Annotated in this window: 6 protein-coding genes; all 6 read left to right on the top strand. The window is 69.1% G+C overall.

Annotated features, from left to right (window positions below; genetic code table 11):
• The first annotated feature begins 770 nt into the window (after positions 1-770).
• The 6 genes from ON27_RS10620 to ON27_RS10595 all read left to right on the top strand — a co-directional run bounded on the left by ON27_RS10620 (position 771) and on the right by ON27_RS10595 (position 8,038).
• On the top strand, positions 771-2,177 hold the full coding sequence (locus tag ON27_RS10620) for a family 2B encapsulin nanocompartment shell protein (protein ID WP_043723564.1): 1,407 nt from the start codon (positions 771-773) through the stop codon (positions 2,175-2,177).
• A 16-nt stretch (positions 2,178-2,193) separates the two neighbouring features.
• A complete protein-coding gene (locus ON27_RS10615; protein WP_043723577.1) occupies positions 2,194-3,735 on the top strand; it encodes a family 2 encapsulin nanocompartment cargo protein terpene cyclase in 1,542 nt (513 codons plus the stop codon).
• 41 nt (positions 3,736-3,776) lie between these two features.
• Complete coding sequence (locus ON27_RS10610) at positions 3,777-4,649, top strand: geranyl diphosphate 2-C-methyltransferase (RefSeq protein ID WP_043723560.1); 873 nt, start codon at positions 3,777-3,779, stop codon at positions 4,647-4,649.
• A complete protein-coding gene (gene idi, locus ON27_RS10605) occupies positions 4,646-5,218 on the top strand; it encodes an isopentenyl-diphosphate Delta-isomerase (RefSeq protein WP_043723556.1) in 573 nt (190 codons plus the stop codon). Before ON27_RS10610 ends, idi begins: the two co-directional genes overlap by 4 nt.
• Before the next feature lie 280 nt (positions 5,219-5,498).
• Entirely contained in the window at positions 5,499-5,849 is a 351-nt protein-coding gene (locus ON27_RS10600; RefSeq protein ID WP_043723574.1) for a hypothetical protein, read from the top strand.
• Positions 5,850-6,817: 968 nt separating this feature from the next.
• Positions 6,818-8,038, top strand: a complete 1,221-nt coding sequence (locus ON27_RS10595; RefSeq protein ID WP_245559905.1) for a serine hydrolase domain-containing protein — start codon at positions 6,818-6,820, stop codon at positions 8,036-8,038.
• Positions 8,039-8,048 lie beyond the last annotated feature (10 nt).

The following is an 8,048-nucleotide window of genomic DNA, read 5'->3' as shown; positions in this document are numbered from 1 at the left end:
TACCGTAGAACGTGACCCGCATCACACACTGCGAGGTGTTCAGACGAGCTTCGCATACCACCTGTCCATTATGTGTCCGCTGTGACACGTCACATGCCAGGTTGCCGCGGTCGGCTCGTACAGGACGTTCGTTCACTCACCCGAGAACTTCTCGGGCACTCCGCACGGATAGTACGGGTGTCGTCGGCGCGTTATCCCACCTCGCGGGTCGCCGCGCGAACCGCACCCGGTCGGACGCCGCGAAGGCGCTCGGCGCGTCACCGCGGACTGCGCGTACGTGCCAAGCGCCCGGCTCGCGGTGCGGACCGCTGGGCGGCGCGGCGGCGATCGCGCCTACGAGCTGTCGCGGCGGCGTGGTCGCGGACACCCGCCGCTGGCGTCGGCCGGATCGCGATCGCATCAGGGCCGATCGGTCGACGACAACAGAATTGTCTGGTGCCAGCTAATATCTGGCGAGCGCAACGCAATTCGGAAGGGCCGCTGCGGACGCCACTCACCGTTATCGCAATCGATCGCGTGTCGTGACCATCCATCCGATCGTGTGCCGAACTTCGAAATTTCCCTGTGCGCATCCGCTTTCGGCGTCTACCATCGATCACGTCGTAACGCCCTGGCGCGTAGGCATTTTCGTTCGATGAGCTCTCCGCGGGTATGCCCCGCTGCTGTTTGATGTGAACACCCAGCGACTCTGATCTATCGACGACTTCCGAATCCCCATGCCCCAAACCCGGCACCGTCTCTCGGTGGCCGTCTCGAGGTGAGGACCACGCATGACCATTGAAATGCCAGTCCAAACGGAAAACAACGCGCGCAAGAGCCTGAGTACCAGCACGGCCGGACTGCTCGCGCACACCACCAAATCCGAACCGCAGATGCAGGGCATCAGCTCGCGCTGGCTCACCCGCGCGCTGCCGTGGACCCAGGTCGACGGCGGTGTCTATCGAGTGAACCGCCGCCTGACCCACACCGTGGGCAACGGCGAGGTGGAATTCGTCGTCGACGGCGGCACCGCCCGGGTCATCCCCCTGGAATTGCAGGAACTTCCCGCGTTGCGCGGCTTCGACGACGAGGAAGTGCTGACCGGCCTCGCCGAGCGATTCGAGCAGCGCGATCTCGAACCGGGCACTGTAATAGCGGAATTCGGCAATCCGATGGATCAGATCCTGCTGATCGTGCACGGCAAATTGAGCAAGATCGGTTCGGGTGAGTACGGCGAGCAGACCAAGCTCGGCATGCTGGGCGGTGGCGACTACTTCGGCGACACCATCCTCACCGAGCCCTCGGCGATCTGGCCGGTGACCGTCAAGACGGTCACCAGGACGACACTGCTGGTCCTGCCGCGGCAATCGCTGACCGAGTTCGTCGACAGCGCCCCCGCACTGCGCGAGCAACTTTCCCGCGTCGCCTCCGCGCCGAGTCACCGCCAGAACACCAAAGGCGAGGCCGACATCGAGGTCTCCTCCGGCCACTCCGGCGAGCCGCTGCTGGAAGGCACGTTCGTCGACTACGACGCCTCCCCCCGGCAATACGAGCTCAGCCTGGCGCAGAGCGTGCTGCGCGTGCACACCCGGGTCGCCGACCTGTTCAACGACCCGATGAACCAGGTCGAGCAGCAGTTGCGCCTGACCATCGAGGCGCTCTACGAACGGCGGGAATACGACCTGGTCAACAACCCCGATTTCGGTCTGCTGCACAACTGCGATCTGAAACAGCGCATCTACACCGAATCCGGCGCGCCGACCCCGGACGATCTGGACGAACTGCTCAGCATGCGCCGCAGCACGAAACTCTTTCTCGCCCATCCGAAGGCGATCGCCGCGTTCGGGCGCGAGTGCAGCAAGCGCGGGCTCTACCCGGATCCGGTCGAGGTCGACGGCCACCGGGTTCCCGCCTGGCGCGGCGTGCCGATCTTCCCGTGCGGCAAGATCCCGATAAGCGACACCCAGACCACCTCGATCCTGGCCATGCGCACCGGCGAGAAGGACCAGGGCGTGATCGGCCTGCACCAGACCGGCATTCCGGACGAGTACGAGCCGAGCCTGAACGTGCGCTTCAAGGGCATCGACGACCAGTCGATCATCTCCTACCTGGTCAGCTGCTATTACTCGGCGGCGGTGCTGGTGCCGGACGCCCTCGGCGTGCTCGACAACGTCCTGGTCGCCCGGCAAGCGGACTGACCGGGGAGTGATGAGCATGTCGGTGCTCTCCCGCGCCGCGGCGGCGCAGGCCACCAACGAGGTCGCCGCCACCGTCGTCGCGCTGCTCACCAACACCCAGTCGAGCGCTCCCGCCGAACTGTTCGCGGCGGACGCATCCGGCACGCCGGATACTCCGCCCCCGGCCGAACCGACGGGCGCGTCGCCTCGCCGCCTGCTCGGCCCATCCGGCCGGGGAGCCGCCGCCCTGCTGCTCCCGCTTCGCGGCGGGGCGGCAAACACCTTCCCGACCGCTGCCCACACCAGCGCTGCGCCGACCGCCACCGGCGGCACAGGGGCAGCGGCGGCCCCCGACGTGCCGGAATCGATCGCCGCGGCGGGGCGACTGCGGTTACCGACGGCGCCACGCATACCCACCGGGCCGACCGGGCTCGGCACGGCATCGGCGCTCCTCGGAGCACACGGCTTCGCAGCGCCCACCCTGCCCGTGCCCCGAACCGGACGCACCGAAGCCGATACCGCCGGCCATTCGGCGCGAATCCCACGCGGGCCGACCGGACCGGGCACCGCCACGGTGCACCGCGATAGACCCGATCCGATCCCGCCGTTGTACTGCCCGCCGCCGCTGCGCGACGATCCGGTGCTCGCCGAGGCGGTCAATACCGGAATCGTGGAGTGGGCCAGGGACATCGGATTGTACGAAGGGCGGCTGGACGAGCTGCGCGATGCCGACTTCGGCCGGTTGATCATGCTCGCCCACCCGGACTGCGACAACGCGGACAAGCTGCTGGCGGCGGCGAAGTGCGCGGTCTCGGAGTGGTCCGTGGACGACTACTACTGCGAGGAGGATGCCGACGACCGGGCCCCGGACGGCACCGCGTCCAGCGCCGAGGCCGAGTTGGGGCCCCGGCTCGAACTGGCCGCGGCCGCCATGGACCCGGTGCACCTGCCCGCGCGGTACGCCGCCCAGCTCGAGGCGGCTCTGGAGGCCGACCCGATCCTGCGCGCGTTCCGCACCTCCTTCGACCACCTGTCCCGCTACGCCCGCCCCGCGCAACTGGCCCGGTTGCGCACCGAGATCGCGGGCTGGTTCATCGCACTCGGCGCCGAAGCGGGCTGGCGGGCGGCGGGGCGGATGCCGCCGGTCTGGGAGTACCTGACCAACCGGCAACCACACAGCTTCCTGCCCTGTATGGCCCCGACCGACGTGCTCGGCGGCTACGAGTTGCAGGCCGCGGAGTACACCGAGCCAGCGGTACGCCGCGTGGTCACCACGGCGGCCCTGGCCAGCCAGATGGTCAACGACCTGTATTCGATGGCGCGCGAGGACCGATCCAACGGCAGGGAGTTCAACCTGCCCACGGTCCTCGCCGCCGAGGAGCGCTGCTCGCGCCGCGAGGCCGTGCTGCGCACCGCCGAGGTGCACGACGAACTGGTGCACCGGTTCGAACGCGAGGCGGCGCCCCTGGCCGCCGCCGGATCGCCGGAATTACGCCGCTTCCTCGCGGGCCTGTGGGCCTGGATGGGCGGCAACCGCGCCTGGCACGCCGACAGCAAACGCTATCGAGATTCGCACTGAAGCAAGAGATGCAGTACCGCACCGAGAGAGGATGATCGCGCATGACCATGCTCAACCCGGAGACCGGGACCGTTCTGCGTACCAGCTACCAGAAATCCGTCGCCGCGTACTGGAACAACAACCCGAACGACGACCGGGTCAACACCAAACTCGGTGAGGTCGACGGGCTCTATCACCATCACTACGGCATCGGCGATCCGGACCTGTCCGTGCTGACCGGCCCGGAGGACACCCGCGAGGAACGGATCGTCACCGAACTGCACCGCTTGGAAACCGCGCAGGCGGACTTCCTGCTCGACCACCTCGGCGACGTCCGCCCCGGTGACCGGCTGATGGACGGCGGCTCCGGGCGCGGCGGCACCAGCTTCATGGCCAACCAGCGCTTCGGCTGCCAGGTCGAGGGCGTGACCATCTCCGAATACCAGGTCGGCTTCGCCAACGACCAGGCCGCCCGTCGCGGCGTCGCGGACAAGGTGAAGTTCCACTTCCGCAACATGCTGGACACCGGATTCGAGACCGGTTCCATGCGCGGCATCTGGACCAACGAGACCACCATGTACGTGGACCTGTTCGACCTGTTCCGCGAGTTCTCCCGCCTGCTGGAGCCGGGCGGCCGCTACGTGTGCGTCACCGGCTGCTCCAACGACGTCACCGGCGGCCGTTCGTCTTCGGTCAGCTGGATCGATGCGCACTACGGCTGCATGATCCATCCGCGCAGCGAGTACTTCCGCGCCATGGCGGAGAACGACTTGGTGCCGATCGCCGTGACCGAGCTCACCGCGGCGACCATCCCCTACTGGGAGTTGCGCACGAAATCCGAGCTCGCCACCGGTGTCGAGAAGCCGTTCCTGACCGCGTACCGGGAGGGCAGCTTCCACTACCTGCTCATCGCCGCCGATAAGGTGAGCAGGTGACCGACACCCTCGCCCAGCCGACCGACCGCGAGGCCCTGCCCGTCGAACTCGTCGACGACGCGGGCCGCGCGGTCGGCGCGTGCTCGGTCGCCGAGGCGCACCTGGCCCCGGGACGACTGCACCGCGCGTTCTCGGTGTTGTTGTTCGACTCGGCGGGCCGGGTGCTGTTGCAGCAGCGTGCGGCGGTGAAGACCAGATTTCCGTCGCTGTGGGCCAACACCTGCTGCGGCCATCCCGCCCCCGGCGAACCGGTCACCAGCGCAGGCGCGGTGCGGCTGAGCGAGGAAATGGGTTTGTCCACCGCGCTCACCGAAGCGGGGATCTACCGCTACCACGCGGCGGACTCGCGCACCGGCCGAGTCGAGTCCGAATGGGATCATGTGATGATCGGTCGGCTGGACAACGGGACGCCTCGTCCCGATCCGGCCGAAGTCGCCGACTATGCCTGGATCCAGCCGGACGCCTTACGTGACGCGCTGGCCGACAATCCGGCGGCTTATACACCGTGGCTGGCGGGGGTACTCGACATCGCCGAGCACGCATACGTCACGAAACCTGCCACACCCTGATCGTCCGCGATATCCCGGCCCCGAGGCAGCCGAGCGCATCCCGGCGCGCAGGCGCAATCGGTAACCACCCGGCTGCCTCGCCTTCGTCCTCGAGGCCGTCTTGCGAGTCGGCATTCGAGCCTCTCGCTACGGCGCTTTGGCGTGTCACATGGATAGATGCGCATATCCCTGTAACGCTATGGGCCGAAACTGAGAGAACTCATAGGAACGGCACAGGCTTTGACCAGGACCGTTCTGCATCGTTGACGCTGTAGTAGTTCTCGGTGAAGTGAGGTGCGTGATGGTGGAATTCGAAGTCACCGGAACAACGGTGACGGTGCACGTGCGCGGTACGCATCAACTGCTCGCGCTGCGTGATCAACTCACCTTCGATCTGTCCGACATCACCGCGCTCGGCATGGCCGGAGTCGACCGACGCCCGCCGTGGGTGCGCGCGCCCGGAACCTTCTTCCCCGGTGTCATCGCGGCCGGAACGTTCCGCGGCAAAGGCCGCAAGGAATTCTGGGACACGCGCTTCGACGGGCACGCCATCCGTATCGACCTGGCGGGCGCCGATGTCACACGCCTCGTGGTCGACGTGGCCGACCCCGATGCCGAGTTGCGCAAGCTCGCCACCGCCGTAGCCGCCTGACCGCTCAGGCACCGAACGATCGCAGCCAGCCGGTGTCCGGCTCGGGTCCGGTGCGGCGAGCACTCCCCCGCCGGACTCGCGGAGATTCAGCGTCAGCAGCGATCGAACGATCAACGTCACCGCCGTCACGCCGTCCACGAGGTCGCCGACCCCGGTGCGCACCTGCGTAGCCGCGGTGCTGCGCGGGCCCGGCTCGCGCCCAGCAGTGACCGCCGTTCAGCCGCACCCGACGACGTCTCACACGGCATTCGATCGGAATCCCGCCCAAGATGCGTCCCCGACGATGAAGGTACAAGCCCGCGACCCTGCGGCCCCGATGATGATGCACGGCCCCGCGCCCTACGCGCCCTGCGGCCTCGCGACACCACGGCCTTACGCCCTGCGGCCCTATGCCCCCGCGACCCTGCGATCCTGCGACCTACGCACCCTACGACCCTGCGACCTCACGACACCACGGCCCCACGCCCCCGCGACAGACGGCACCGCGCACCCTTACGACCCTGCGGCCCCACGGCCCCACGGCCCTACGGCCCTACGACCCCACGCGCCCTACGACCCTGCGGCCCCACGGCCCCACGGCCCCACGGCCCTACGACCCCACGCGCCCTACGACCCTGCGGCCCCACGGCCCCACGGCCCCACGGCCCCACGGCCCCACGGCCCCACGGCCCTACGACCCCACGCGCCCTACGACCCTGCGGCCCCACGCGCCCTACGACCCTGCGGCCCCACGACATCACGGCCATGCGCGCCCTGCGCCCCCGCGACACCGCCCTACGGCCCCGCGTCTCCGCGACCCCTCCGACCCCTCCTGCCCCCGCGGCTCGGCGGCCTAGCGGTGGCACCATCACGGCAGGCGCAAGCCCAAGTGGCAAGGCGACGGCCGCACGCCACCACACAGGCCCAACCACCGGTTTCGAGCGAAGCGAGACCGAGCATGCGCCGTTCGCGGCCCGGCTCGCGTCCGAGTGGCCGCCGCGTCCGCGACGAAGGAGCAAGCGGCGGCCACTCGGACGCGAGCCATAGAGGGGCCGCGAACACCCAGCGCCGCAGGCGCTGGAAATCGAACACAGGAGTTCGACCGGCTCTTCCGGCGGCCGTCCGACGGCGGCGGCGCGCTGGCGATCTACCTGCACGGCGAACGGGTGGTCGACGTCTGGGCCGGATACGCGCATCCAGGCGTCCCCTGGGTGCACGACACGGTCGCGATGGCGTATTCGACCGGCAAGGGCATTGCCAGCACGGTGGTGCACCGGCTGGTCGAACGCGGCCTGATCGATTACGACGAACCGCTCGCGACGTACTGGCCCGAGTTCGCGGTGGCCGGCAAGGATCGCATCAGCGTGCGGGAGATGCTGACCCACCGGGCCGGGCTGCACCGGCTGCGCGGACTGCTGCCGGGGCCGGTCGAGCGATTCTTCGACGACGCCGCGGTCACCGCGGCGCTCGCGGCCGCCGCTCCCGATCCGCGGCACAAGGTGACCAGCGGCTATCACGGCATCAGCTACGGGCACCTGGCCGCGGAGCTGGTGCGCCGGGTGACCGGAGCGGAATTCACCGAGGTGCTGCGCAGCGAGATCGCGCGACCGCTGGCGGCCGACGAGCTGTGGTTCCGGGTGCCCACGGCCGAGCGCGGGCGCGTAGCCACGAATTTCCCGCGCCTGACGGTCGCGGGCATGAGCTGGGAGCGCGGCGCCCGAATGCTCGCCCGCACCCGTTTCGCGGCCGCCGCCGACACCACACCGGTCGGATTCGCCGAGTTGGTGGCCGACCCGCGCCTGCACGATTCGGTGATGCCGGGCCTCAACGGCGTCTTCTCCGCCCGCGCGCTGGCGCGCGTGTACGGGGCGCTCGCCAACGGCGGGCACCTGGACGGATACCAGCTGCTGCGCCCCGACACCATCGAGCGGATGACCCGGCGGCAGGTGTTCACCCCCGACTACGTACTGGCCTTCCGCATCCCCTGGGCCCTCGGTTACCACGGCGTGCCGATGAAGCCGTCCAAGGCCGAACCGATTTCGGCTTTCGGCCATTTCGGCCTTGGCGGCTCCGGCGGTTTCGCCGACCCGGCGACCGGGATGTCGCTCGGCTTCGTCACCAATCGCCTCGGCAGCAGGATCACCCCGCTCGGTGACGCCCGCCTGGCCCGGCTGGGCGCGCTGGCCCACAACCTCGCCAGAGCCGCCTGATCCGGCGTGC

This window comes from Nocardia asiatica NBRC 100129, assembly GCF_000308415.1.
GTDB classification, from domain to species: domain Bacteria; phylum Actinomycetota; class Actinomycetes; order Mycobacteriales; family Mycobacteriaceae; genus Nocardia; species Nocardia asiatica.
The sequence above is the reverse complement of the archived record's forward strand: the minus strand, read 5'-3'. Positions and strand labels throughout refer to the sequence as shown.